This is a genomic window from Dyadobacter subterraneus (assembly GCF_015221875.1).
GTDB lineage: Bacteria > Bacteroidota > Bacteroidia > Cytophagales > Spirosomataceae > Dyadobacter > Dyadobacter subterraneus.
The window spans coordinates 3,258,012-3,283,055 of the sequence record NZ_JACYGY010000001.1 but is presented as its reverse complement, the minus strand read 5'-3'; the positions used below and the strand labels follow the sequence as shown (position 1 = coordinate 3,283,055).

The following is a 25,044-nucleotide window of genomic DNA, read 5'->3' as shown; positions in this document are numbered from 1 at the left end:
TTAACGTTTACTTTCGTAGAAGTCCTTTTTTAAATCCACTTTGGATTTTTTTGATTTAGTATACTCCACTTCGCCCTCACTCAGCATAGTAACCCAATCTGAAACGGGAAAGTCTTCCAGCTCTTTAAACTGTCCGCTTACAATTTTACGAAACAAAAATTCTGTCAGGCGGCTTAGGCTAATGCCATTTGCGTTAGCATATTCCTTTGCATCAAGAATTACCTGTTCATCAAAACTTAATGTGATTTTGGCGTCCATAATTTTGAAGTTATACGACGAAAATAAATAATCTATACGTAAAGATCAATGGTATATTCATAATTATTTCAAAACGGTCAAGCCACCCTTGTAAGTACTTTTCGTGTATTTAATCACGTAATAATAATACCCTCCGGAAATGTCATTCGGACACCAGTTTTTTGTTTTGTCTCTGGAATAATAAATCTGCTTTCCCCAGCGATTAAAAATTGTCACGTCTTTAAACTGGTCGTTGCAGCTACCTGTCGGAAGCTCATCTAAAATCAGGCAGTCGTTTTTCCCATCACCATTTGGTGTTATTACGTTTGGTAAATCAATTTCAGATTTTGCCTCTAAATCGCTTAAAGAAATGGTAACCGAGATTGTGTCCAGGGAAGCGGTGCAACTCTTATCCCGCGCTACAAAATCAACGGTAAATGAATGGCTGGTATCCCCGTTCATGATCGCGCAATCCGGAAACCATGTGAAATCCGAAATCAGCTGCCCGGTTCCGGTTTTATTTTCGAAAGTTATTCCGAGAGCATTCAACTGAAAACCTCTTCCTGATGCACTTAATAAAATTGTGTTGGTATCCGGATCAATGGCTTTCACCTGAAAAGTGATACCACCGCTGGCTCCCAAAATATAGCTGACATCTGCCTGAACAAGCGATGTGGTTATCGCCGGCGGATGATTCGGAGATTGATCAACAATAAAATAAATGGTTTTGGATGTTTTTAAACCACTTCCGGCGCAACGGAGATCTTCTGCCGTAAAATCCACTTTTATCGTATCACCCTCAAGAGCATTGCAGGGAGGAACCCAGCTAAAACCGGATTGGACGGAAGTTTTGCCGCTCACCGTTTTGAAAATCATTGATTTTGAAGATAAGGTAAAATTTTCTCCGGCTCCTGACAAGCTTAGGCTATCAGTATCCGAATCTTTTCCAAAAACTGTAAAACTGACAGCAGTTCCCGCTACCACATGTACATAATCTGTTTGTAGTGAAGTTGTTACAACAGGAGCATTGTTGCCGCTGCTTTCGCGACGAATGTAAATTACGAGCGTGTCCATAAGTGGAATCGGGCAGCTTTGATCCTGTGCAATTAATTCAATACGAATCGGACGATTATCATAGGTTATGAAACATTCATCCAGGCAGACCTGAACCCGCATGGTATCATTGGCCACGGTAGTTGCGTATTCAACAGGAAAAAGTGAGAAATAATCATTGGTTTGATTGATGGCATGTCCCTGAATTTTGATCAGGTCATTAATTGTTGGATCTGTAACCATCACTTCAAAACAATTCGGATCGCCATCTTTTACAGTGATAATCTGGTTGCTGTTGTAAAATGTGCTGCTTCCTTTTGGTTTGAAAAGAATTTTTGGCGGACTCATTTTTGGGCAATCAACAACTTTCAGCTGAAAATCTCTGGTTAACGTTCCAATTTTAACACCATTCCTGAACTCATCAACCTGAACTGCAAAAACGTAAAGTCCCAGATTTCCAGGGGTTACAGAAAGCATTCCGGTTTTTGCGTCCACCGTTAAAGGCTGAGGACCAGGAATAATATTGGCATTTGTGATACCATCAATCCAGGTTAAAGTCGGATAACTTGACGAACCAATCGCCTGAACGCTGGGTCTGTCCTGGGTTGAATATCCCTGCAAAGGTGTCATGAGCCGATACGCCAAACTATCTCCGTCCGCATCCGTTCCACCAAAATTGAAAAAGAAAGGAGAATTTACACAAGCATAATCACCTTGAATGGCAGGGAAAACCGGTGAAGAATTTGAAAATGAAGTACTGTTTTTTACAATTGGCGGAAATTCAAGATAAAACAAACTGCCGGCTGTCCCCGGTGATTTTATATTGGTGATCGCCGCATTCCTGCAACATCTGTCCCAGACCATATAATATCCGCCAGGATCATTAAAAACGGAAGATTCGAGCAATACATCACTGGCATAAGTGATCATAATTGTCTCGGTTAAAGATATTCCACACTGCGGATTTGTGTAGGTGACGTTTTTTCGTTCTATTTTTGGGGCTGAAACGTAACCCACAGATGCATTATCTCTTTTCCGGAACACGTAAATGTAGACGACATCGTCTTCAGCGCCCGGATTTCCGTTGAGTGCATCGAAGTACATGGTAAGCCCGATCTTGTAATTGTATGCGCTGTTTTTGTTTTCGGTAATAAAGAGTTGTCCGCCCACAATGTGCGTGGCTCTTGCTTGGAGAATGCATAACAGAAGTACGAAGGATAAAATCAATCGGTTTTTCATATCAGACGCTTCAGTAGAAATTAGGCGATAATAATAAAGTTTAGAAATTAAAAAGGAAAAAATGTCAAAGGGTACCAGGTATGAATACGTTGAAATTACTGATTTCGCGGCAGAAGGCAAGTGTATATTTAAATCGGAAGACGGGGTAATTTTTATTGAAGGTGATGTGGCGCCGGGTGATATTGTGGACCTGGAAGTGGTGCGGACGAAAAAGAAATTAAAGGAAGCTGTTGTAACAAAAATACATTCGTTGTCCAAGTTACGGGCAGAGCCATACTGTCAGCATTTCGGTGTTTGCGGCGGTTGTAAATGGCAGCATATTGGTTACGAGCATCAGATTGGCTTTAAAAGACAACAGGTGGTTGATCATTTTCAGCGAATTGGTAAAATTAAAAATGTTGAGATCAATCCGATTCTGGCCGGACCTCAAACAACTTTTTACCGTAATAAACTTGAATTTACATTTTCAAATTATCGTTGGGTAACGAAGGAACAACTGGATTCGGGTGAGAAATTTTCTAAAAATGCTTTGGGTTTTCACGTCCCAAAACGTTTTGATAAAATTTTTACGGTTGAAAAATGTCACTTGCAGCCTGATCCCTCGAACGCTTTAAGAAATTCTCTGCATGCCTTCGGCGACGCTCAGGGTATTCCTTATTATGATGTAAAATATAATGTCGGAACGCTGAGAAATCTTGTTGTCAGAACTGCAAATACGGGTGATATCATGGTTATCGTTCAGTTTGGAGAGAAAAACGATGAGGCGATTGAACTCGTGATGAATTACATGAACGATATGCATCCTGAGATTACCTCCCTGAATTATATCGTCAATCTGAAAGGAAATGATTCGTATCAGGATCAGGAAGTGATTAATTTTTCCGGTGAAAGAACCATTCGTGAAACGATGGAAGATCTTACTTTTCTGGTAGGACCTAAATCTTTTTACCAAACAAATTCTGAACAAGCCTATAATCTTTTCAAAGTAACAAGAGAATATGCAGGATTAACCGGAAATGAATCAGTTTACGATTTGTACACAGGGACCGGAACAATAGCGAATTTTGTTGCCAGACAAGCCAAAAAAGTTGTAGGTGTTGAATACGTGGAAGCGGCTGTTAAAGATGCTAGAATAAATTCTGCTTTAAACGGCATAATAAATACAGAATTCTTCGCTGGTGATATGCGCTGGATCATGAATGAATCTTTTTTAGCAAAACATGGAAGACCTGATGTTATCATCACGGATCCTCCGCGCGCTGGGATGGATGTGCCGGTAATTGAAACGATTTTGAAAGCTGCTCCTGATAAAGTTGTATATGTAAGCTGTAACACGGCCACACAGGCAAGAGATCTTGCCTTAATGTCGGAAGATTATGAAGTGACAAAAGTGCAGCCAGTTGATATGTTCCCTAATACTCACCATGTAGAAAACGTGGCACTTTTGGTGAGAAAAGATAGATAATTGAAAATTATCAGATAGAATTATTTCTATATCTGTAATGAAAAAGAAGCGATATAAGACTTCTTTTAGTTGTACTATTTTAATAAAAAGAAAGTCGCCTGGGAATTTTCTCTGGCGACTTTCTAGTAATATATCAGTATTTATTTTTTGATAATTTATATCAAAACGGTGGTTCGCTATCAGGACCTTTATAATCAAAATTGCTTAAATCATTTGCGCGGCTTCGGAGGGTTCCTCCACTTGCCGGATTGCTCGGTGCCGGATTATTTCTACCCTGACTTTCAAAAGAAGAAATCGGGTTAGAATTTGTAATCGGTCTGTCCACTGAAAAAGGAGCCGGAGCAAACTGAGCGTCCAGATCGGCAAATTTGGTGTATTTACCGATAAATCGTAACTGTACCGTTTCAAGCGATCCCGCCCGGTTTTTGGCAATAATTACTTCACCGACACCTGCTACTGAATTTCCGGTTTCGTCTTCTGTAATACCATAATATTCAGGACGATACAAGAAAATTACCATATCCGCATCCTGCTCAATAGATCCTGATTCCCTTAAATCTGAAAGCTGAGGCCTTTTTTCTCCGCCACGTGTTTCCACCGCACGGCTAAGCTGTGAAAGTGCGATTACCGGTACGTCAAGTTCTTTTGCAAGATTTTTCAACGAACGGGAGATCATCGCAATTTCCTGTTCACGGTTACCGGCACCTTTTCCACCAGTATCACCGGTCATCAGCTGCAAGTAGTCAATCACGACCATCTGGATATCGTGCTGCGCCTTTAAACGACGGCATTTTGCACGTAATTCCAAGATGGATAGGGCAGGCGTGTCATCGATATAAATCGGCGCGTTTGTAAGCCTGTGAATACGGTGGTGAAGTTGTTCCCACTCGTGCGGAGCCAGACTTCCTTTCCTGATTTTTTCACTGTCAATTTCCGCTTCGGCTGATATAAGACGATTTACCAACTGAACCGAGGACATTTCCAGAGAGAAAATCGCTACGGCCATATTAAAATCAACAGCCGCATTTCGAAGTGAAGAAACGACAAATGCCGTTTTACCCATACCGGGACGAGCCGCAAGAATTACCAATTCCGTTTTTTGCCAGCCCGACGTAATCCTGTCAAGTGCCGAAAAGCCGGAAGGAACTCCTGTAAGTCCGTCTTTATTATTTTTCTTCTGATCAAGTTCTTCCAAAGCCTGACGCATCAGCGAACCCATGTCAGAATAATTTTTCTTGATATTCGATTCTGAAATCTGAAAAAGCGCCTGCTCGGTTTTATCCAATAGTTTGAAAACATCCGTAGTATCCTCAAAAGCTTCCTTTTGAATTTCAGAAGAAATCGTAATTAATTCCCGTCTGATGGATGCCTGTGTAATGATCCGGGCGTGGTACTCAATATTGGCAGCCGAGTTCACTTTTGAAGTCAGGCCAATAATGTAAGATGCTCCTCCAATGATTTCAACTTCACCTGTACTCCGTAATTTTGAAATTACGGTAAGCATATCAATTGGTTCAGAATCAGCAAATAAAGTAAGGATTGCTTTGTATATCCGCTGATGCGAATCTTTATAAAAACTCTCAGGACGAAGAATGTCCACAACGGCAGTTAACGCATCTTTTTCAATCATTAAAGCGCCAAGAACGGCCTCTTCAAGATCGGTTGCCTGCGGGGGAAGTTTGCCGTAATTTTGGTCAAAACTTTGGGTGCGTGTGTTTGCAGATCTTCCATTGGAAGTACCTGTTTTATTACCTGTCCTGGGGTATTGATTTGGTGCCTTGTCATTTTCCATGTAACACAAAATTAATCATAAGGCAGCTGTGAGAAAAGGAACTGCTAACAACTATTTTTTTTATTAATTCTAAAAAAGACCTGTGGGGCTGATACTGAAATAGTTGATCAAAATATATTTATTTAACGACGTTAAAATGAAGTCCGAAATTTTTAATTATGTATCATAATCGAAAATTTGTTGGTTATTATTACTAAATTTTATGAGAATTTAATTTACACTAAAACGATCATTCATTTGCTAGAAAAAATCATCACGCTCGAAGACGTCTCTATGGTCGATTTTTTGGGCATTCACAATTCGAATATTAAAGAAGTGTCCGCAGCTTTTCCAAAAAGCAAAATTATTTCACGCGGAAATGAAATCCGTATTCAGGGAACAGCGCCTGAGATTATGCGCATTACTGATATACTTGAATCGCTGGTCGCTCATTACCAGAAGTACGGAAAAGTTACTAATGAAAATGTTAAAGTTTATTTAAACGGAATTTCAAGACCAGCCGTCCAGAATGCAGAAGATGACGCGGATGTCATCATTTATGGAAATAAGGGACTGGTTGTCAAGGCGAAAACGCAGAATCAGAAGTTGTTGGTTGAGGCAGCTGCGAAATTTGATCTTGTGTATGCTGTGGGGCCGGCAGGAACGGGAAAGACATATACAGCCGTGGCTATTGCGGTTCGTGCACTGAAAAACAAAGAGGTTAAGAAGATAATCATAACGCGTCCGGCGGTTGAGGCGGGGGAAAATCTGGGTTTTTTACCGGGCGATTTGAAAGAAAAAATAGATCCTTATCTGAGACCGATTTATGATGCGCTGGACGACATGATCGCTCCTGAAAAGCTGAAATTATATCTGGAAAACAGAACAATCGAAATTGCACCGCTCGCTTATATGAGGGGCCGGACGCTGAATAACGCTTTTATTTTGCTCGATGAGGCACAGAATACCACGCCGATGCAGATGAAAATGTTTTTGACACGTATGGGGCCAAGTTCCAAGGCGATCATTACCGGTGATAAATCACAGATTGATTTACCAAAAAACCTTAAATCCGGTTTGATAGATTCACTGACGATTTTGAAGGGAATTAAAGGAATCAGTTTCGTCGAACTTGACGGATCTGACGTTGTACGCCACCGTTTGGTTAAGGACATTCTGGCTGCATATGAAAAGTCTGATAACTAGATTTAACTTTTTTATCGGTTTCGGAATTTTAGGATTTTTTAATCCAGTGCTTGTTGATGCACAGGTGGCGGATTCATTATTAATCCGTTGTGTAACGCATGAGCGGGATATAATAAGAACAAAAAAAAATTCTGATTATCAGCAAGCCCGGTTAAAAACCGAAGAGGCAATACAGGAATATCTAAAAAATAACCGGTCGCAGCTTCGAAAGGCTGCGACCGATGAAGTTATAAGAATTCCGGTGGTGGTTCATGTTGTTTATGATGGCGCTGTTGGTAAAATCGGCGGCGAAAACAATCCGAATATATCAGACGACCAAATTCGCAGCCAGATTGCAGTGCTGAATGAAGATTATCGCCGGAAATCGGGTACAAATGGTTTTAATACTGATCCGGTCGGTGTGGACGCTGGTATTGAATTTTATCTGGCTGAATATGATGACAATGGGAAAAGCACTACCGGAATTACAAGAACCCAATACACCGAACGCAGTCTTTTTAATCCCTTAACGGATGATGACCTGCTGGCGAGTATCATTTACTGGCCGTCTGATAAATACCTGAATATCTGGACTTGCCGGTTTATAGACAGCTATCTGGGCATTTCTCAGTTTCCATCGGTAACAGGTGTTGACGGGCTTAATACCAAGAATGAAACTTATGAAAAAACCGACGGTGTCATTATAGATTTCAGGTTTTTTGGCAGAAATGGTAATTCGAATACCAGCAAAATTTACAATCTCGGAAGAACGACAACGCATGAAGTCGGACACTGGCTTGGTTTGATCCATACCTGGGGAGACGCGTTTTGCGGAGATGATTTTTGTGCGGATACGCCGCCTGCGGAAGGATCTAATCAGACGACTGTTTGTGTTGATAAATATTCCAATTGCTCCGGTTTCAGGACAAGGAATATGATTGAGAATTACATGGATTATTCGCCTGATTCCTGCATGAATATTTTTACGGCGGACCAATTATCCAGAATGAAAGCGGTTTTAGCGTTGAGTCCCAGACGTATTAAACTTGTGGAGTCCGCAAAAATTGGCAGACTAGATCCCTCTGATAAGCTGGTTGTTGAAGTTTTTCCCAACCCTGCCAGTGCAGAAATAAGTGCAATTGTGCGATTTTCCGACTACCAGAATTTTTCTGCCACGCTTTATGATCAAATGGGTAATGCACTTCAAAATCAAAGCTTTACGGATGTGTGGAGCCGCAAAATTTCAGTTGATATTAACAAATTTCATACAGGATTATATTATTTAAAAGTGACCACCGACAAAGAAACCGTCACAAAGAGGATCGTAATTAAATGACAGTTGCAGTATGCTGCCACGTGTTCCTTTTGTAAGCTTTGTGCTGGTTTTTGTAATTGGTATTCTGGCAGGAGATTTTTTAATCTCTCTGAATTTTTTTGACACCCATACAACTTCGTGTTTAGAAACGGCTGTAATCCTGGTGATTACAGCCGTTTCTTTTTTGCTTTATAAAAAGCGCAAATATTTAGTCTTCGGAATATGCTTTCTGTTCTTTTTGTTTGTTTGCGGCGTGTTCGATATCAATTTGCATTCGGCTGAGTTGAATAAGGATATCATAAAATTGACTAGCAATAAATATGAATTTTACGAAGCCGTCGTCACTTCTTTGCCCGAAAAAAGAGCAAAATCTTTACGTGTTGAAGTATTGATAAAGAGAGTCCACACGAATAAAAAATGGATTGATGTAGATGTAAAAGCTCTTTTATGCATTCCGCTCGACGCTTCTCAAATTCCTTATGCCAATGATTATCTGTTGGTTAAGGGAAATGCGGAGCAGCCAAAACCACCCATGAATCCGGAAGAATTTGATTACAAAAGATACTTATGGAATAAAGGTATTGTCTGGACAGATTATCTGCCGGAAGGTTCTTATCAGGTTGTTAAAAACAGAAATATCTCGGTTAGCGTAAAACAGTGGAGTATACAGATTTCGGAATGGGCTGACCGGCAATTCAGGACAAATCTGAAAGATGAAAAGTCATATGGATTAGTAAAAGCTATGCTTCTTGGCCGCCGTGATGACCTTCGTTCCGATCAGATTGACGATTACACAACTTCCGGAACGGTGCATATTTTATCAGTTTCCGGTATGCACGTGGCCATCATTTTCTGGGTGATAACCTTTATGCTTGGCTGGATAAAAAAGTTAAAAGGAGGGAAATACGTGTATCTCGCAATCGTGATATGGCTGATGTGTTTTATGCACTTGTCACCGGTATGGCGCCTTCTGTTCTTCGTGCCACACTGATGTGTATTGTATTTGTGCTGGCAGAAGTTTACAGTAAAAAGAATAACGGAATAAACACACTGGCACTTTCTGCGTTTATCATTCTTTTAATAGACCCGCAAGCCCTGTTTGACGTTGGATTTCAACTTTCATATTTAGCTATGGCGGGGATATTTTTGCTTTATGAGCCCATCGCAGCAATTTGGAAACCTACCGGGCGCATGCAGAAATATTTCTGGCAAATTACAGCGCTTTCCTTTGCCGCACAGCTGGCAACATTTCCATTAAGTCTTTATTATTTTCACCAGTTCCCGTTTTACTTCTGGCTTGTCAATCCATTTGTCATAACATTCACCAACTTATTATTACCTGCTGCACTGATACTGCTTTTAACATGTCTTGTGCCATTTGCAGCGATACATATGATGGTAGGTTTCATAGTAGATTTTCTATCCTGTCTGACCAATTTTTCAGTAGCCGTTCCTAAGGTATTACCAGGTTATCTGATAGAGAACTTATATCTCGATAAGGCCGAGGTTTTAATTTTATATGCTGCACTATTTATATTCTGGTTTGCTTATGAATCACAAGAATTTAGAAAGTTAAAAAGTGGTTTTATACTAATTTTTATATTCATCATTTATTCAGCTTCCATGAGCATCCAGTCGTACATCAGTCCCCAAGGCATGATTCACGCGGTTCCAAAACATGCTGTAATGAGTTTCAAAGACGGTAATAGAATGTATATTTCTTCTGATAAAGCATTTGAAACAGATACAAATGCTTATAAATTTTATATCAAAAACTATGCTGTAAGTGAAGGAGTTACGCAAACTATTTTTCTGAATAAAAAAATCGTCAGCCAAATTAATAATCTCACCATACGACATCTTGATTCCGGTTATTTGTTATCGTGGCGCGGGAAATTAATCTTCCGGGGAAATTATATTCCGACGAAAGCGGTGCTTGATTATATGTTGATTACGTCACCCAGATATCCAAAAACAAAGGAAATTCTGGCAGATAAGCATACAGTATTTTTGCTAGGCGGGGAAATAAAAAAGCAAACGAAACAGAGGTGGGAATATTTAATTTCACAAGGAAATTATACTTCACATGACCTGCTTACCAAAGGAAGTATACTATTGCCTTGAATAAATATCAAGAATCTCTTTCGAAATTTTTCTATCCCAGGCTGCTTGTTCACCAGCATTTAATCCGTGACCGGTAGCGTCGTCATAAGCTTCCTGTTCTTTATTCATTTCCCGGAAAGCTTCTATAAACTGATACTGAATTTCGCTATCGTAATCTTCGATGGTCAGTTCAGCATTTTCAAGTCGTTTTTTAAACCGTTCAACAACAATCCTGGTAATGTCAAAATGCAGCTGTTCATGCCGCAAGGTTCCGGCATTTTTCGCTTCTGCCAGTCCCCATGACATACTTTTTACCATAAATGTCTTTAAATCAATCTGTAAAACGATATCATTATCTTTTGGATAGGAGTGACCTTCATAGGAAAAGCTGGTAAATACCGCCGCAGCATAACGGCTCCCAGGTCGGTTTTTCTGTCCCTGGAAATCGCTCCATACCAATGGCCGACGAATACTGTAAAAAACGGTATCTGATTTGTCTGTTGACGTAATTTCATTAAAAACGAGTTTCAGATTTTTTGCCAGAGCAGGATTTTTTCCGGTGTTTGAGGTCATCCATTTTTGGAAATGCATTAAAGCCGGATCCAGTAATTGTTTGACCAGTTTGGGATAGTCAAAGTCCTTTTCCGGACGGGTGTAAACAGCGGAGGTCTGATAATTGGTCAGTTCAACAGGCACCATGTTACGATAATACCTGAAAGTAACCTCCAATTTTATATCTCCGGTAACCCTGTTTGGGCCAGCCCGTTTTTCATTAATTTGAAAATCGTTTACAGAAATATACAGAGGCAAATTGTCATCGTTTCTTTTGGGAGCAGCATATGACCAGTAGGACATAAGCTCTTTTTCAACCGTATTTCCCAGTGAGACAGGCTTTTCTTTTCCAAAAACAATGAGTTTGCCAATACCTGCACCTTTTATCTTTCTCTTATCTTCGACATTTTGAATAAAAAATTTGTTTGTTCTTATGACAGAGGATGCATCTTTGGGAAGCACAATAATTTCAGGATCATTTTGGCCAAATGAAAGTATGTTTGATGAAATAAAAAGGACCATCGGCAAGAGACTTTTAAGCATATTTGCCAATCTATATTGAATCCAATTCATGCTTTATCTAAGTTTGCAGGTAATTTTAAGTTTAAGAATCGAATGAGTTTAGACATAACGAAAATCAGGCCGGAATTTGATGATATATTTATGGAGCTGGCTAAAAATTTAGCGCAACGCTCTCATTGTATAAAAGCCCAGGTTGGCGCCGTCCTGACAAAAGATACGCGGATTATTTCAATTGGTTACAACGGACCACCCGCCGGAACGCACAATTGTGATGAAGAATTTCCCGAAGTAGGCTGTCCCCGTGATGCAAAAGGAAGCTGCTCACTCGCACTTCACGCAGAGCAAAATGCAATTCTCTTCGCTGTAAAAAATGGCTCAAACATAGAAGGCGCAACGCTTTTTGTTACGTTAGCACCATGCATTGCATGCGCAAGAGTGATTTACACAATGAAAATAAGCAAAGTAATTTTCCTGCATTCTTATGCAGCGTACAAAGGGATTGGCAGAGAAGAAGGTGTTGAGTTTTTAAGAACTTTCGGCGTAGAAGTTGAGCAATACGTAAAATAATGGTTAATTATTAATGATTAATTGTCAAAGGAGCCACTAACCATTAATAATTAATCAGTAACCATTATCAGTGGTGATGTCCACCTTCTCCATGAACGTGTCCATGGCTGATTTCTTCCGCAGTAGCCGGACGAACCGAAAGAATTGAACCCTCAAAGTGCATTTCTTTTCCAGCCAATGGGTGGTTGAAATTCATTACTACCACATCATCTTTCACTTCAACAACTTGTCCGTGCATGCGTTCCCCATCTTCATTGGTCATTGGAACAATATTTCCGATTTCAAGAAGTTCATCCTGATCGATATCATCACCCTGGAAAACTGCTTTTGGCAACTCAACAATTGCTTCCGGATCAAATTCACCATAACCTTCCTCAGGAGCCACGGTAAAGTCAAAAGTGTCGCCAGCGGCTAAACCTTCGATTTTGTCTTCAAATCCTTCCGGCAGACCACTGATACCCTGGATAAAATACATCGGATCTTCTTCCGTTACTACTTCGACAATATCCATTTCGCCGTCATTGTCCGGAATTCTAAGACTATATATAAGTGCTACGACATTATTCTTTTCGACTTTCATTTGCTTGTTTGGTTAAAATATTGGTTGTTGTAAAATAATTGTTCCATGGTGAAATAGGAAAAACAAACGTACGGGAATTTTGCCAAAATGTCTTTTTTTATGAATTTTTTAGCACATTTATTGCTTTCCGGGGAGAATGAGGAGGTTATAACAGGTAATTATGTCGGGGATTTTATAAAAGGCAGATTAACGGGGGAGAAAATTTCCGGCCTTAGTGCTGATTATCTGCTTGGTTTGAAATTGCATCGCCATATTGACATGTATACCGACGAACACCCAACCGTAAGAGAAGCCAAAAGGATGGCTGCAAAAGTATTGGGAAAAACAGCCGGAATAGCCATAGATATTTATTTCGATTATTTTTTAGCCAAATATTTTGACCAATTTTGTGATGAATCCCTGAAATCTTACAGCGAGCGTATGTACCGGGTGATTGAAAAAAACGACAGATTAATTCCGGACCATATGAAATCGATGGTAAGAGCCATGATTCGTCAGGATTGGTTAAATACCTATGAAACTCTGGAAGGCATAAAAATTGCTTTTAGCCGGTTGTCCAGGCGCGCCGATTTTCTGGATGTACTGGTATTGGCCGAAGGAGATCTGGCATTGAACGAAGCTTTTTATCACAACAAATTCAATATCTTTTTCCCTCAGTTGCAGGCGGAAGCTGCGCGTTTTATTAATGAAAATTGAGGGGAAATTATTTTTACCAATTTATAATATTCAAAATTAGATTAAAAAATGGCTCAAACGCCTGATATAGTTCTTAAAGAAATAAAAGCCAAGAAGTACAAACCCGTCTATTTTCTGTACGGGGACGAGCCTTTTTACATTGATGCGATTTCGGATGCCCTCGAAGCACGTGTAGTATCTGAATCTGAAAAAGGTTTTAACCAGTTTGTTTTGTATGGGAAGGATACGGATGTTGCCGGTGTGATCGGTTATGCCCGCAGATATCCGTTTATGTCTGAACGTCAGCTTATTATTGTAAAAGATGCCAACAAGCTTGGTGGCATCGAGCAAAAAGATTATCAGGCCAGGCTAGAAGATTATGCCTTAAATCCACTTCATAGCACAGTACTGGTTTTGTGTTTTCATGCCAATGCAGATGAGCGGAAGACTTTCGTAAAGGCATTTAATACACATGGTTATGTCGTGCAGTCCAAGAAAATGTATGACAACAAACTACCGGATTGGGTTGCGTCTTATTGTCAGGGTGAGGGTGTGAAAATAAGCCCAAAGGCGGTTCAAATGATGGTTGACAATATTGGAAACGATCTGAAAAGATTAACCAATGAAATCCGTAAAATCATGGTTAATCTTCGCGTTGATCAGGGAATTGACGCAGAGGTTGTTGAACGTTTTGTTGGAATAAGTAAAGAATATAATGTTTTTGAGTTTCAAAAAGCACTGCTGATGCGGGATGTGATTAAAGCCAATCGTATTGCTTCTCATTTCTCAGCAAATCCGAAAGACAATCCTTTGGCTCCCATTTTAATTATACTTTTCGGTTTTTTTTCCAAGGTACTTTTGGTGCATGCAAGCCAGGATAAATCTGAAAAAGGTTTGGCAACGGCATTGAGTGTAAATCCTTTTTTTGTCAAAGATTATTCGCTTGCTGCAAGGAATTATCCCTTGCCAAAGGTCGCACACATCATCCATTATCTCCGCGAATGTGACGCACGAATGAAGGGCCTTGATGGCGTAAGCACAACTGAGGGGGAATTGTTAAAAGAATTGGTTTTTAAAATCGTTCATTGATAATATTCTATAATTCTAATGCTGATAGATAATCTAACTTTGTTAGGTATTTTGATTTGATTATAATAGCGTATAAAAATGAATTATCAGGTAATGATCACTATATAATCCTGATATAAGAAATTCTAGGATTAGATATTATTCTCCTGGGATTTAGAACTGCAAATCAATATTTCAGGTGAGCGCATCATGAAAAATAATACCTAACGTGCAGCGATTTCCTTCATGAATTTCACTGACACCGTGTTTCATGTTTGCGCGGTAATAACCCATACTCCCTTTGACTGGCCTGAAATTTGTTGTGAAGATCAGTGCGTCACCCTTTCCTGGTTTTAAGACAATCGCTTTGGATTGTGCTCTGGGTGTTTGTTGGATAAGTACAAATTCACCGCCTTTATAATCAATCTCTGGTTCATTGAGAAAAAGTACAAGCTGCATTGGGAAAAATATTTCTCCATACAGATCCTGATGTAAGGTATTGAAACCTCCTTTTCTGTATTTCAGGATTAACACAGTAGGTTTTGTCTGATTATTATCGTGACAAAGTTTTTGAAGTTCAGAAAAGGAATCCGGGAAATTTTTGTCGATACGCAATACCTGCATCCATTGATTAGCAATTTTGGCGAGTTTTGGATAAATACTTTCCCGTAAGCTTTGTATCAGCCCGGGCAACGGATACTGGAAATTTTGTATTCACCTAAACCAAACCGGTAACGTTCCATAACAATGGTTTTTCGGTATAATTCCGGCTTGTCGTAATTGTGAATCAACTTATTACAGTCATCATTATTTAACAGTTTTGGAAGCAGGCAATAGCCATTTTCATGTAATTTCCCGGTAACTAACTCCCAATCGATTGCTTCCAGATTCGTATAAGTATCCATATTTTTGTTTTAAAGTTGATAAAACAAAAATATCAAACCCCTAAAAGCAGAAAAACCTGAATCTTGCTCAGTTAAGCAAAATCCAGGTTTCCATTGCAAGGTTTTTATCAGGATTGTAGCGCGTGCGTATCCTTACGCTCTCCAATCTGTTGGCGCCACATGGCATAGTAAAGGCCTTTTTCTTCTAGCAGAGCATTATGGCTGCCAGTTTCTATAATATTTCCCTTTTCAAGAACATAAATCCTGTCAGCGTACATAATTGTAGAAAGTCTGTGCGCGATCATAACTGTAATATGCTGGCGTTGGCTTGTAATGCTTCTGATGGTCGTGGAAATTTCTTCCTCGGTCAGCGAATCAAGCGCAGAAGTGGCTTCGTCAAAAATCATCAGATGCGGATTTCTCAGAAGTGCCCGGGCAATGGATAAACGCTGACGTTCGCCACCGGATAGTTTTAAACCGCCTTCGCCAATTACAGTATCAATTCCGTTTTCCGCGCGAAGTAAAAGATTATAACAAGCCGCTTTTTTCAGCACTTCTGTAATCATTTCGTCGGTGGCCGAAGGATTTACGAATAGCAGATTTTCTTTTATCGTACCGGAAAACAGTTGCGTATCCTGGGTTACAAATCCGATCTGATGTCTTAATTCATCAAAATCTATACTGTTGTCGCTGTGGTTGTTGTAATAAATATGACCATCATTAGGATGATATAATCCAACAAGCAACTTAACTAATGTCGTTTTTCCTGAACCTGACGGACCAACAAAAGCAATCGTCTCGCCGCGTTTTACTTCAAAGGAAATCTCGTCTAATGCAGGCTTTCTTGCAGTCTGATGCTGGAAATGGACATTTTCAAAACGAAGGGTTTCCACTGCGTCGATTTTTTCTGGATGCTCGGGTTTTCTTTCAATTGGCCGGCTTAGTAATTTTTCAAGATTGATAAGTGAAGCTTCTGCCTCACGATAGGACAAAATAACGTTGCCCAATTCCTGTAACGGCGTAAAAATGAAGAAGGAATAAAACTGCATCATCATCATTTGACCGACTGTAATCTTTTCATGAAAAACGAAAAACAAAAGTGAAAACATAATACACTGTTGTAGGAAATTCACGAAAGTTCCTTGAATAAAGCTTATTGAACGGATGCTTTTTACCTTTTTCAATTCCAGTTTAAGGATTTTGAAAGTGGTGGTATTAAGCCGTCTGATTTCCTGCTGGGTCAATCCAAGACTTTTTACAAGCTCAATATTTCGTAAAGATTCCGTTGTAGATCCCGCCAGAGCTGTCGTTTCTTTAACAATGTTTTTTTGTACTTCTTTTATTTTCCGGCTTAAAATACTTGTCAGTAAAGCCAGTACGACGGAGCCAATTAAATAAATGACCGGCAGCATCGGGCTAAGTTTAAAAGCTACGATGGTAACAAAAACAATACCTACCAATGTCGCAAAAAGTACGTTGACGAAGTTGGTAATGAATTTTTCACAATCTGCGCGTACTTTTTGTAATACGGATAAAGTCTCACCACTTCTCTGATCTTCAAAATCCTGGTAGGGCAGGCGCAATGCGTGACGCAGCCCGTCGGTATATAAATCAGCACCAAATTTCTGAATGACCACGTTGACGACATAATCCTGAAAAGCCTTGGCTATACGCGAAACCATGGCAGCGCCTATGATCATAAGCAAACCCATGGTAATACCACGGAAAAATTCATTGCCCAGGCCTTTGTCACGGAAATACTGCGCTTTATTGGCAAAAGGATCGATCAGTACGTTTCCTAAAATGTAAGGATTTAGAAGCGAAAAGATCTGGTTTATAGCAGCAAGTAACAGCGCGAGAAGGATAAGCCCTTTGTATCGGCTTAAATATTTTAGTAATAATTTCATTTCTTGATTTGCAGAATATAGGCTGGTATAATGATCAAACCGAAAAGCATGACATTTAATTCTGTAAAAATAAAAAAGACATCTAATTTAGATGCCTTTTAATCTGGTTAATTAATGCTGGAAAATTATATTTCAAGGTATCAAACGATCTTTTCGCAATTGTTCAAATAAATCGAAAAATGAATCTTTTGTGCTCTGATACTGTGTAAAACCCAGTTTGCGGCTTTTCGACATATCCGTCATCACCTCAATCGGCCGGCCAAGATCGAGGTCTGTATGCCATGCTGATGCCAGTCGGTCTAAGTTACTTTCTTTCAGGTTGTAGCGGCTTGCAATATTTTTCCATGTCTCCTGGTCACCTGCTATTTCTTCTTCAAGCGGATGAATTGTACCGTCAAATCCTCTTGCAGGAATATCAAACCAGGTTGCAAGTTGTTGCCATAGCCAGCTCCAACGAAATACTTCTCCATTTGTAATGTTAAAGGCTTCATTCTGAGCCGACGGCGTAGTTGCAGCCCAGATAAGATGTTCAGCCAGAATTCTTGCATCTGTAACATCTGACAAACCGTTCCATTGAGCAGAAGATCCCGGCCAAGTAAACGGCCGGCCAGTTTCCTTACATATGCTCGCGTAAACGGCCAGAGTTGTCCCCATGTTCATCAGATTGCCAACGGCTTGTCCAATAACGGTATGCGGACGGTGAATGCTCCACGTAAATCCATCACGATCTGCTGCGGCATACACTTCGTCCTCCTGAGCGTAGTAAAAATTTTCAATTTCCAAGCGGGGATGCTCCTCCCGAACAGGAGTTTCCGGCAAAGTGCCGGCTTTGGTATACGCTTCAAACGGACCAAGATAATGCTTTAATCCTGTGACCAAAGCGACATGCTGAACGGATTTCTTTGGAGATAATACATCCAACAGATTGCGAACCATCGCGCTGTTAACGCGAATATTTTCTGCTTCTGTTTCGTTTCGCATCCAGCTTGTAAAAAATATATGGGTTGGAGCCAGATCAGCCAATGCGGTTTTCAGACTTTCAGGATTAAGAAGATCCGCAGCGATTGGGTGCAGGTTATCGTTTGTTTTATCCGGGTTGCGGGCCAGGCCATAAGTTTTCCAGCCTTTGGAAATCAGTTTCTCAGCTAAATTGCTGCCCGTGATACCGCTTGATCCTACAACTAATGCTATGTTTGTCATATTTTGAGAAGTTACTGTAATAACTTTGAGACTATTTGTGCTAAATAAAGCACAAAGATACAGGCTTCAAATCTGCTGTGGATTGATGTGGAGCAAGAAATAGACTTGATCTGGGTCAAGTGAAATTATTTGCGTGCAGCAATATTTTTCTTGATACGGCTAATGGTTTCAGGTGCAAGACCGAGGTAAGATGCAATCAGGTTTTGGGGAATTCTTTGGATGATTGTTGGATGAGAGTCAGCCAGTTGTAAGTATTTTTCTTCTGCCGTATGGGTGATCGAGCTCATCAGCCTTTGTTCTTTTGTTACCAGGCTATTCTGATAAAGAATACGAAAATATCGGTCCATAATGGGGACTTTTAAAGTCAGAGCTTCATAATTTTCCAGGGATATCATCAACAATTCGGTGTCTTCGATGGCATCAATATTAAAAACCGCATTGGTACCTGAAAGAAAACTCTTGAAATCAGAAACCCACCAGCCTTCCCATCCGAAAAGGTTCATGTGTTCATCGCCCTTGTCATCAACATTGTAAGATCTTAACAGACCTTTTACAACAAACGACAGGTATTTGCAAACTTCTCCTTCCTGAAGAAGATATTGCCTTTTTCTCAATTTTTTTGAAATAAAGAAAGTTTCTATTGTTTCTTTTTCCTCATCGGTCAGAGAAACCTTATTCTGAATATGAGAAAAAAGTACTTGAAACATCCATTCTAAAATTTAGTGACAATTGCTGGTTACTGCACAAATTTATAAAGCGTAATTATAAAATTTAAATTCGTGTTCAATCTTTAAATCTATAATTCCTTTGTCGGATAACAATCTTTTAATTTTTGGACGGAAAGTAGTCTTGTTTATAAAATCAAAAATTTAAGATAAACAAATTACGTTATTGACAGGATTTACATTTCCAGGGTGTCGGGGAGCAAAAGCAGAATTTTGACAAGAAAAAAGCGGCATTTCAGAGTTAATCTGATAATGCCGCTTTCGTAGCGGGAAGCAGGATCGAACTGCTGACCTCAGGGTTATGAATCCTGTGCTCTAACCATCTGAGCTACCCCGCCGGACTGTTATTGTGGTGCAAAAGTATGTTAAATAAATTTATGACGCAATAGTTTTTGGTAAATTCACCTCAAAAAAGTAATTTAGAAAAAAAGAGAAATGTACGTTTCTGCTTTTTATTAGCGATTTATGCTATATTACAACTTTTAAGATCAGCAGGTTAACATTCTAGAAATGGACGCACCATTAAACCCAGTCAATATGGAAAAATTTAAATTTATTACTGAATTTGAATTACGCTCTTCCCCCAAAGTATTATTCCCATATATATCCACGCCTTCCGGACTTGAACAATGGTTTGCAGAGAAGGTAATTGTAATGCCAAATCAGAGATTCGATTTTCAATGGGATGGAGACAGTCATATTGCAAAACAAACCGGTTTACGAATTAATAAAGGTGTCAAATTTGAATTTGAAAATACAAGTCCTGACGAGCTTGACAATAATCACCTTGAAATGAAGTTAGAAGTAAGTGAATTAACCCAAACAACGTTTTTGAGAGTGATAGATTATTCTTCAAATAAAGATGAGGCTGAACTAATATCGTTGTGGAATGGGTTTATGGATAATCTAAAAGAAATTGTAGGGAGTTGATGAAAAAGCTGGATAAGCTTATACTAATGTCCTTTTGGGGACCATTTTTAGTTACTATGTCGGTGGTGGTTTTCATATTTTTGATGAAAATCATGATTTTTTACATTGACGATTTTGTGTCTAAGGATTTGGGTTTGTGGGATTATTCCCGGTTATTCTTTTTCTTCAGCCTGATTACCGTTCCTACCGCTCTTCCTCTTGCGATGCTGCTATCTTCGCTGATGGCTTTTGGGAACCTGGGAGAATTTTTTGAACTGACAGCCATAAAAAGTGCTGGAATATCCGTTGTTCGCGCTATGGCACCGTTATTTATTGTCGCCGTAGCCATCAGCATTTTCTCATTTTTCTTTAACGACCGTGTATCTCCATGGGCAAACCTGAAAGGGTATAGTCTGCTCTATGATATAAAAACAACCAAGGCGACGCTGAAAATTAAGGAAGGAATATTTTATAATGATCTTCCGGGTTATAGCATCAAGGTTGACAAAAAAATGGCTGATGCGCAATCCATGAAAGGGATGGTCATTTACAAACACGACAACCGTTCCTACGAACATGGAAATACTCAGATCGTTCTGGCTGACTCGGGGAAAATGTATACGATCAATGAAAATTCCAATCTGGTGATTGAATTGTATAGCGGCACCATGTATTCAGAAGACAATGAAAATGGAGGACGCCCGGCTTATATTGCTTCACCAGTGGCTGGTGGAGCGCTTCCGCCACCGCATACCAAGTTTACGAGACAGGATTTTGATCATTTTAAGCTGGTAGAAAGCTTGTCGTCTTTTGGTATGAAACGTACCGATGAAGGGCAGTTCAAGTATCATGAATTTATGAAAAATATCAATGATCTGAACCATACTTCCGATTCTATCCGGACTTCGTATGAGGAAACAAAAAAGAATTTGCTCCCAAACAGCCAGCAGTATTTTTCTTATAATTACAAACAGGGAACGGATAAAACATTGAAAGCCGGCAAGTGGATCGATTCATTATTGGCTAAGCCGGTTACCGATAGTTTAAAGAAAGAAATTCTGACCAATGCCAAAAGTTCTGCGGCCAGTATGCAGAGCTACGTAAAATCCAATACGGATTATTTACAGGCAAAAATGAAGGACGCCAGCAAGTATGAACTGGAAAAACATCATAAATATACGCAGGCACTTTCCTGTCTGGTTATGTTCCTGATCGGCGCTCCGTTAGGTGCCATCATCAAAAAGGGAGGTTTTGGAGTTCCGGTACTTGTTTCGGTTCTGTTTTTTATTTTACTCTATGTACTTATTAATCAAGGTGACAAGTGGGTGAAGGAAGGACTTGTAATCGTGCCGGTTGGTGCCTGGCTCGCCAATACGGTTTTGTTTTTGGCCGGAATGTATTTTATCGACAGAGCCCGCAGCGATTCACGTTTGTTTGATAAAGATGTTTACCAGATGCGTATCAAAAGAATTAAGGCTTTGTTCGCAAGTAGATTTGGAAAAAGACCGCTTATCAATTCATAGTAAAATTATATTTTCTTTATAATAAAAGAATTTGTACTTTTGCGACCTTGTTTACAGTATAGTGCTGTAAATGTATCATTTATTAATCTGTTGTTACAATCATGTATTTAACTACGGAAAAGAAGAGAGAGATCTTCGAAACCAAAGGTTTTAAGAAAGAAGGCGGAGACACAGGATCGGCCGAATCACAAATTGCTTTATTTACGTACCGTATCAATTATTTGAACGAGCACTTAAAGACGCACAAAAAAGATAATGACACTCGTCTTGGACTACTTAAAATGGTAGGAAAGCGAAGAAGATTATTGGATTATCTTTACAAAAACGACATTACTCGTTACCGTGCGATTATCGCGGAATTGAACATCCGTAAGTAATTTATTAGATCAGGGAACTTGCATCATCGTAAGTTCCCTGATTTTTTGCGGAATTTGACAGAATTTACAGGAAACGTTCTGGTGACGTTTTCACAGCTACCAAACATTACATATTCTATGCTCTTTAACATAGTGACCAAAACGATACCATTGCCTGATGGTAGAGAAATTACAATTGAAACAGGAAAATTAGCAAAACAGGCAGATGGATCGGTCGTGGTACGTATGGGTAATACCATGCTATTAGCTACTGTTGTTGCCAATAAAGATATTAGAGAGGGAATCGATTTCTTGCCTCTTTCGGTTGATTATCAGGAAAAATTTGCTTCTGCGGGTAGAATCCCTGGAAGTTTCATGCGTCGTGAAGGTAAACTTTCTGATCATGAAGTTTTGGTAAGCCGTTTGGTTGACCGTGTTCTTCGTCCGCTTTTCCCGGACGATTACCATGCAGAAATTCAGGTAAACATTATGTTGATCTCTGCTGATGCCGAGGCTTTGCCAGACGCATTGGCTGCATTGGCCGCTTCCGCTGCTATTGCTGCATCGGATATTCCTTTTGGCGGACCGGTTTCGGAAGTACGTGTTGCTAAAATCGATGGACAGCTGGTAATCAACCCGGGTTCTACGGCTTTGGAAAATGCTACTTTGGATCTTTTGGTAGGTGCTACTTACCAGGATATTACGATGGTAGAAGGAGAAATGGACGAAGTTTCGGAAGAAGATGTAATCGAAGCTTTGAAATTTGCTCACGAAGTTATCAAACAACAGTGTCTGGCTGTTAAAGAATTCGAAGCTGCTGTTGGAAATACAGTAAAGCGTGAATACGTAGGTGATATTCAGGATGAGGAGTTGGAAGCACGTGTTCGTGAATTCTGCTATGATAAAGTTTATGCAGTAGCCCAGTTGGGTTCTAAAAATAAAAATGTTCGTAAAGAAGCTGCGAAAGCAGTTTTGGCTGAATTCCTTGAAACGATTGGTGACGAAGAAGAAGTTAATCTTTCTCTTGTAAAACGTTATTTCCACGATCTGGAATATGACGCATCACGCCGTTTGGTACTTGACGAAAGAAAACGTCTTGACGGACGTGCATTGGATGAAGTTCGTCCTATCGCCTCTGAAATTGATTTTCTTCCAAATGCACATGGTTCTGCCTTGTTTACACGTGGAGAAACTCAGTCTCTTACAACGGTAACGTTGGGTACTAAAAATGATGAGCAGATTATTGATACGCCATTGAAATATGGTTACAGCAAATTCTTGCTTCATTATAACTTCCCTGGTTTCTCAACCGGTGAAGTAAAACCTAACCGCGGACCAGGACGTCGTGAAGTAGGTCATGGTAACCTTGCTTTGCGTGCATTGAAAAAAGTTCTTCCTGCAGCTGAGGACAATCCATACACAATCCGTATCGTTTCTGATATTCTGGAATCGAATGGTTCGTCATCTATGGCGACTGTTTGTGCCGGTTCTTTAGCGCTTATGGACTCTGGTTTGAAAATCAAGGCTCCTGTGTCAGGAATTGCAATGGGATTGATCTCGGATGAAAAAACAGGTCAATACGCTGTACTTTCAGATATTTTGGGTGATGAAGATCACTTGGGAGATATGGATTTCAAGGTGACTGGTACTGAAAAAGGTATCACAGCTTGCCAGATGGATATTAAAGTAAATGGACTTTCGTTTGAAGTATTGTCAGAAGCACTTTTGCAGGCAAAAGCTGGTCGTCTGCATATTTTGGGTGAAATGAATAAAACGATTAAAGAACATCGTCCTGACCTGAAACCTCACACGCCTCGCGCCGTCATAATCAAAATTGACCGTGAGATGATTGGAGCAGTTATCGGGCCTGGAGGTAAAGTTGTTCAGGATATTCAGAAAGAATCCGGTGCTACTGTTTCGATTGAAGAAAAAGATGGTGCAGGTTATGTAAGTATATTTTCGGCAGACAAGACTTCAATGGATAAAGCGGTTGCACGTATTCGTGGAATCATCCTTGTTCCAGAAATCGGAGAGGTTTATTCCGGTAAAGTGAAGTCTATAATGCCTTTTGGTGCGTTCGTTGAATTTTTACCAGGTAAAGACGGATTGCTTCATATTTCTGAGATCAAGTGGGAGAGAATTGAAACGATGGATGGTGTTCTCGAAGTTGGGGAAGAAGTACAGGTAAAATTGGTTGAAGTTGACAAGAAAACAGGCAAGTATCGCCTGTCTCGCAAAGTGTTACTACCTAAGCCAGAGAACAAAAACGCATAAAATTGTGTTTTCATCAACAAGGGCATTTATAAATGTCGTTATTTATACATATTAATATTTGAATTTAGATGAGACAGCTAAAGATCAGTAAGCAGATCACCAACCGTGAAAGTCAGTCGTTAGATAAATACTTGCAGGAAATCGGAAAGGTAGATTTGTTAACGCCGGATGAGGAAGTGACGTTAGCTCAAAAAATCAGGGACGGGGATCAGCTAGCATTGGAAAGATTGACTAAGGCTAACCTTCGTTTTGTTGTTTCCGTTGCGAAACAATATCAAAATCAAGGTCTTTCTTTGGGAGATTTGATCAATGAAGGTAACTTGGGACTTATTAAAGCAGCGCAACGTTTTGACGAAACGCGTGGTTTTAAATTTATTTCCTATGCAGTTTGGTGGATCCGCCAGTCTATTCTTCAGGCGCTTGCTGAACAATCCCGTATTGTACGTCTTCCATTGAACCGTGTTGGTTCTTTAAATAAAATTTCAAAAACTTTCTCTGAGCTGGAACAACGTTTTGAACGTGAGCCATCTCCGGAAGAGCTTGCAGAAGTGTTGGAAATTTCTTCTTCGGAAGTTGTTGATACAATGAAAATCTCGGGACGTCACGTATCTATGGATGCGCCTTTCGTTCAGGGTGAAGAAAACAGTCTTTTGGACGTTCTTGAAAATGATTTGGAAGACAAGCCGGATTCTGGTTTGGTTAACGAATCACTGCGTAAAGAAGTACAACGTGCACTTTGCACTTTGACACAGAGAGAAGCTGATGTAATTGCCCTTTATTTCGGCTTAAATGGCGAGCATGCGATGACTTTGGAAGAGATTGGTGAGAAGTTCAACCTAACACGTGAACGCGTTCGTCAGATCAAAGAAAAGGCTATCCGCAGATTGCGTCACGTTTCAAGAAGCAAAGCTTTGAAAACTTATTTAGGTTAAGA

The 25,044-nt window shown here is 39.8% G+C and carries 23 protein-coding genes and 1 tRNA gene; 13 read left to right on the top strand and 11 right to left on the bottom strand.

The window, feature by feature from the left end; all coding sequences use genetic code 11:
- On the bottom strand, positions 1-258 hold the full coding sequence (locus IEE83_RS13460; protein WP_194121069.1) for a DUF6364 family protein: 258 nt from the start codon (positions 256-258) through the stop codon (positions 1-3).
- A 63-nt stretch (positions 259-321) separates the two neighbouring features.
- Entirely contained in the window at positions 322-2,529 is a 2,208-nt protein-coding gene (locus IEE83_RS13455; RefSeq protein ID WP_194121068.1) for a T9SS type B sorting domain-containing protein, read from the bottom strand.
- A gap of 61 nt (positions 2,530-2,590) precedes the next feature.
- Here IEE83_RS13455 and rlmD point away from each other — a divergent pair, with 61 nt between their 5' ends.
- Positions 2,591-3,994, top strand: coding sequence for a 23S rRNA (uracil(1939)-C(5))-methyltransferase RlmD (rlmD, locus tag IEE83_RS13450; protein ID WP_194121067.1), 1,404 nt, complete (start codon positions 2,591-2,593; stop codon positions 3,992-3,994).
- Between the two features lie 160 nt (positions 3,995-4,154).
- On the opposite strand, the gene dnaB is transcribed toward rlmD, so the two are convergent.
- Complete coding sequence (gene dnaB / locus IEE83_RS13445; protein ID WP_194121066.1) at positions 4,155-5,786, bottom strand: replicative DNA helicase; 1,632 nt, start codon at positions 5,784-5,786, stop codon at positions 4,155-4,157.
- A 237-nt stretch (positions 5,787-6,023) separates the two neighbouring features.
- Here dnaB and IEE83_RS13440 point away from each other — a divergent pair, with 237 nt between their 5' ends.
- From IEE83_RS13440 to IEE83_RS33195, 4 genes are read left to right on the top strand one after another with little or no spacing between them, the layout of a single operon-like run.
- Positions 6,024-6,971, top strand: coding sequence for a PhoH family protein (locus IEE83_RS13440; RefSeq protein ID WP_194121065.1), 948 nt, complete (start codon positions 6,024-6,026; stop codon positions 6,969-6,971).
- Positions 6,952-8,286 (top strand): M43 family zinc metalloprotease, encoded by a 1,335-nt coding sequence (locus IEE83_RS13435; protein ID WP_194121064.1) that lies wholly within the window; start codon positions 6,952-6,954, stop codon positions 8,284-8,286. The genes IEE83_RS13440 and IEE83_RS13435 overlap by 20 nt, the downstream gene beginning before the upstream one ends.
- Positions 8,287-8,296: 10 nt before the next feature.
- Positions 8,297-9,256 (top strand): ComEC/Rec2 family competence protein, encoded by a 960-nt coding sequence (locus IEE83_RS33200; protein ID WP_194121063.1) that lies wholly within the window; start codon positions 8,297-8,299, stop codon positions 9,254-9,256.
- Complete coding sequence (locus tag IEE83_RS33195) at positions 9,193-10,389, top strand: ComEC/Rec2 family competence protein (protein WP_194121062.1); 1,197 nt, start codon at positions 9,193-9,195, stop codon at positions 10,387-10,389. The genes IEE83_RS33200 and IEE83_RS33195 overlap by 64 nt, the downstream gene beginning before the upstream one ends.
- Here the strand turns inward: IEE83_RS33195 and IEE83_RS13420 are convergent.
- Positions 10,378-11,493: a DUF922 domain-containing protein gene (locus tag IEE83_RS13420; protein ID WP_228101801.1), complete on the bottom strand. Its 1,116-nt coding sequence runs from the start codon at positions 11,491-11,493 to the stop codon at positions 10,378-10,380. The two genes, IEE83_RS33195 and IEE83_RS13420, sit on opposite strands and share 12 nt — an antisense overlap.
- Positions 11,494-11,535: 42 nt before the next feature.
- Here IEE83_RS13420 and IEE83_RS13415 point away from each other — a divergent pair, with 42 nt between their 5' ends.
- On the top strand, positions 11,536-12,009 hold the full coding sequence (locus tag IEE83_RS13415) for a deoxycytidylate deaminase (protein ID WP_194121061.1): 474 nt from the start codon (positions 11,536-11,538) through the stop codon (positions 12,007-12,009).
- 67 nt (positions 12,010-12,076) lie between these two features.
- Here IEE83_RS13415 and IEE83_RS13410 read toward each other — a convergent pair whose 3' ends face one another.
- Positions 12,077-12,589, bottom strand: a complete 513-nt coding sequence (locus IEE83_RS13410; protein WP_194121060.1) for an FKBP-type peptidyl-prolyl cis-trans isomerase — start codon at positions 12,587-12,589, stop codon at positions 12,077-12,079.
- A gap of 99 nt (positions 12,590-12,688) precedes the next feature.
- On the opposite strand from IEE83_RS13410, the gene IEE83_RS13405 reads away from it, so the two are divergent.
- Together IEE83_RS13405 and holA are read left to right on the top strand one after the other, a co-directional pair.
- A complete protein-coding gene (locus tag IEE83_RS13405) occupies positions 12,689-13,285 on the top strand; it encodes an acyl carrier protein phosphodiesterase (RefSeq protein ID WP_194121059.1) in 597 nt (198 codons plus the stop codon).
- Positions 13,286-13,333: 48 nt separating this feature from the next.
- On the top strand, positions 13,334-14,353 hold the full coding sequence (holA, locus tag IEE83_RS13400; RefSeq protein WP_194121058.1) for a DNA polymerase III subunit delta: 1,020 nt from the start codon (positions 13,334-13,336) through the stop codon (positions 14,351-14,353).
- Between the two features lie 174 nt (positions 14,354-14,527).
- Here the strand turns inward: holA and IEE83_RS13395 are convergent, their stop codons facing one another.
- The 6 genes from IEE83_RS13395 to IEE83_RS13375 all read right to left on the bottom strand — a co-directional run bounded on the left by IEE83_RS13395 (position 14,528) and on the right by IEE83_RS13375 (position 19,386).
- Positions 14,528-15,025, bottom strand: coding sequence for a 2OG-Fe(II) oxygenase (locus IEE83_RS13395; RefSeq protein ID WP_310588503.1), 498 nt, complete (start codon positions 15,023-15,025; stop codon positions 14,528-14,530).
- A complete protein-coding gene (locus IEE83_RS33430; RefSeq protein ID WP_310588502.1) occupies positions 15,013-15,237 on the bottom strand; it encodes a hypothetical protein in 225 nt (74 codons plus the stop codon). Before IEE83_RS33430 ends, IEE83_RS13395 begins: the two co-directional genes overlap by 13 nt.
- Positions 15,238-15,344: 107 nt before the next feature.
- Entirely contained in the window at positions 15,345-17,123 is a 1,779-nt protein-coding gene (locus IEE83_RS13390; RefSeq protein WP_194121057.1) for an ABC transporter ATP-binding protein, read from the bottom strand.
- 132 nt (positions 17,124-17,255) lie between these two features.
- A complete protein-coding gene (locus IEE83_RS13385) occupies positions 17,256-18,323 on the bottom strand; it encodes an SDR family oxidoreductase (protein ID WP_194121056.1) in 1,068 nt (355 codons plus the stop codon).
- A 125-nt stretch (positions 18,324-18,448) separates the two neighbouring features.
- Positions 18,449-19,030 (bottom strand): Crp/Fnr family transcriptional regulator, encoded by a 582-nt coding sequence (locus IEE83_RS13380; RefSeq protein WP_194121055.1) that lies wholly within the window; start codon positions 19,028-19,030, stop codon positions 18,449-18,451.
- Positions 19,031-19,312: 282 nt separating this feature from the next.
- A tRNA-Met gene (locus IEE83_RS13375) sits at positions 19,313-19,386 on the bottom strand.
- A gap of 199 nt (positions 19,387-19,585) precedes the next feature.
- On the opposite strand from IEE83_RS13375, the gene IEE83_RS13370 reads away from it, so the two are divergent.
- The 5 genes from IEE83_RS13370 to IEE83_RS13350 all read left to right on the top strand — a co-directional run bounded on the left by IEE83_RS13370 (position 19,586) and on the right by IEE83_RS13350 (position 25,042).
- Positions 19,586-19,978: an START-like domain-containing protein gene (locus IEE83_RS13370; RefSeq protein ID WP_194123401.1), complete on the top strand. Its 393-nt coding sequence runs from the start codon at positions 19,586-19,588 to the stop codon at positions 19,976-19,978.
- On the top strand, positions 19,978-21,480 hold the full coding sequence (locus tag IEE83_RS13365) for an LptF/LptG family permease (protein ID WP_194121054.1): 1,503 nt from the start codon (positions 19,978-19,980) through the stop codon (positions 21,478-21,480). The genes IEE83_RS13370 and IEE83_RS13365 overlap by 1 nt, the downstream gene beginning before the upstream one ends.
- A gap of 101 nt (positions 21,481-21,581) precedes the next feature.
- Positions 21,582-21,857 (top strand): 30S ribosomal protein S15, encoded by a 276-nt coding sequence (gene rpsO / locus IEE83_RS13360; RefSeq protein WP_090335674.1) that lies wholly within the window; start codon positions 21,582-21,584, stop codon positions 21,855-21,857.
- A 117-nt stretch (positions 21,858-21,974) separates the two neighbouring features.
- The gene (pnp, locus tag IEE83_RS13355) at positions 21,975-24,110 is read left to right on the top strand and encodes a polyribonucleotide nucleotidyltransferase (RefSeq protein ID WP_194121053.1); all 2,136 of its coding nucleotides are present in this window, start codon (positions 21,975-21,977) and stop codon (positions 24,108-24,110) included.
- A 68-nt stretch (positions 24,111-24,178) separates the two neighbouring features.
- On the top strand, positions 24,179-25,042 hold the full coding sequence (locus IEE83_RS13350; protein WP_015810559.1) for a sigma-70 family RNA polymerase sigma factor: 864 nt from the start codon (positions 24,179-24,181) through the stop codon (positions 25,040-25,042).
- Positions 25,043-25,044: the final 2 nt, after the last annotated feature.